Origin of the sequence: Kitasatospora sp. NPDC085895 (assembly GCF_040702125.1) — a bacterium.
In the GTDB taxonomy this organism is placed as follows: Bacteria; Actinomycetota; Actinomycetes; order Streptomycetales; family Streptomycetaceae; genus Kitasatospora; species Kitasatospora arboriphila.
In genome coordinates, this window is the sequence record NZ_JBFBJY010000056.1 from 50952 (window position 1) to 52333 (window position 1382).

1 protein-coding gene and 2 pseudogenes are annotated in these 1382 nt (G+C 70.6%); all 3 read left to right on the plus strand.

Annotation, left to right across the window (positions count from 1 at the left end; all coding sequences use genetic code 11):
- A pseudogene (locus tag AB0442_RS28640) lies at positions 1–284 on the plus strand (hypothetical protein); the annotation flags it as partial.
- Positions 271–510, plus strand: coding sequence for a hypothetical protein (locus tag AB0442_RS28645; protein WP_366166400.1), 240 nt, complete (start codon positions 271–273; stop codon positions 508–510). The pseudogene AB0442_RS28640 and the gene AB0442_RS28645, both read left to right, overlap by 14 nt.
- Positions 507–1382 (plus strand): annotated as a pseudogene (locus AB0442_RS28650) (hypothetical protein); the annotation flags it as partial. The gene AB0442_RS28645 and the pseudogene AB0442_RS28650, both read left to right, overlap by 4 nt.

Sequence of the window (1382 nt, forward strand, 5' to 3'; positions counted from 1 at the left end):
CGGATCCGCTGGCGGGTGTCCAGGTCGGCGAGCCGATGTTCGGACACGACCATCCGGTGCGGGCGGTGGTGGCGTTCGCGGGTCCGGACGGCCAGCCGCTGCTGGCCACCGGCAGCGCCGATCGCACGGTGCGGATATGGGATATGGCCACACGACAGTGCCAGCTTCGTATGGTCACGACCAGCCACATCCGCGTTCTGGGAACCCTGAGAGGTCTCAAGCCGAACTGCGTTGGTCTCCTCGTCGGTGCTACGGCGGGGTTTGCTCTTGTTGATCTTGGATGAATTCCGGGACCTCGTCTGGCCGGCGATGGCGGAGGCGGTGCTGGACCGTCCGTTGCCCGATGCCGTTGCGGCGATCGATGCTCTGCGTAGGGGGCGTTTGGTTGGCTACCTCGCTCAGGACACTGAAGACGGCCGCATCGTGCACCGCCTGGCCCACGAACGCCTCGCCGGAGTGCTGCGCGACGAGTCCCACCGCCTGCACGTTCCGAGGGGGAGGAAGCCGTGACCTTCGTTCCGCGGCCGGACGCGCCCGCTGACATCCACCGGCGTATCGCCGACCGCCTGGCGAAGCTGGCCGACACTCCCCGAGGCGTTCCGCCCCACCCCTACATCCGGCGTCACCTTGCTCAGCACGCCGACCTCGGCGGCGTCCTGGGCGACGCCCATCTGCCGGCCCCTTTCCTGCCGTGGGACCTCGACAGCCGTCTCCGCGGCCGCCTCGGCCTGCCCATCACCCCCCAACCCGGCCAAGAGACCCTTGCCGCCTGGGCCGGCATCGAACCCTTCCTCGGCGACGCCGACCACCGCACCCGCGAAGCCAGCCTCCAATTCACGCTCGCCACCACAGGAGCCGACCCCGACGACGGAGTCATCGTCCGGGCCCGCCTCTCCCGCTGGCACACCGCGAACAACGTCCTCGCCGCCCACATATCGGCGTCCTGCATCGCTGCCTTCACCGGGCCGGATGGCCGGCCGTTGCTGGCCACCGGCGGCGACGATCGCACGGTGCGGGTGTGGGACCCGCTGACGGGTGTCCAGGTGGGTGAGCCGCTCGGACACGACGGCGCGGTCCATGCGGTGGTGGCGTTCGACGGGCCGGACAACCGGCCACTGCTGGCCACCGGCAGCGACGATCACACGGCGCGGGTGTGGGACCCGCTGACAGGTACCCAGGTGGGTGAGCCGCTGCGCGGGCACGACAGGCGGGTGAACGCGGCAGCAGTGTTCGCGGGTTTGGACGGCCGGCCGCTGCTGGCCACCGGCAGCGACGATCGCACGGTGCGGGTGTGGGACCCGCTGACAGGTACCCAGGTGGGTGAGCCGCTGCGCGGGCACGACAGGCGGGTGAACGCGGCAGCAGTGTTCGCGGGTTTGGAC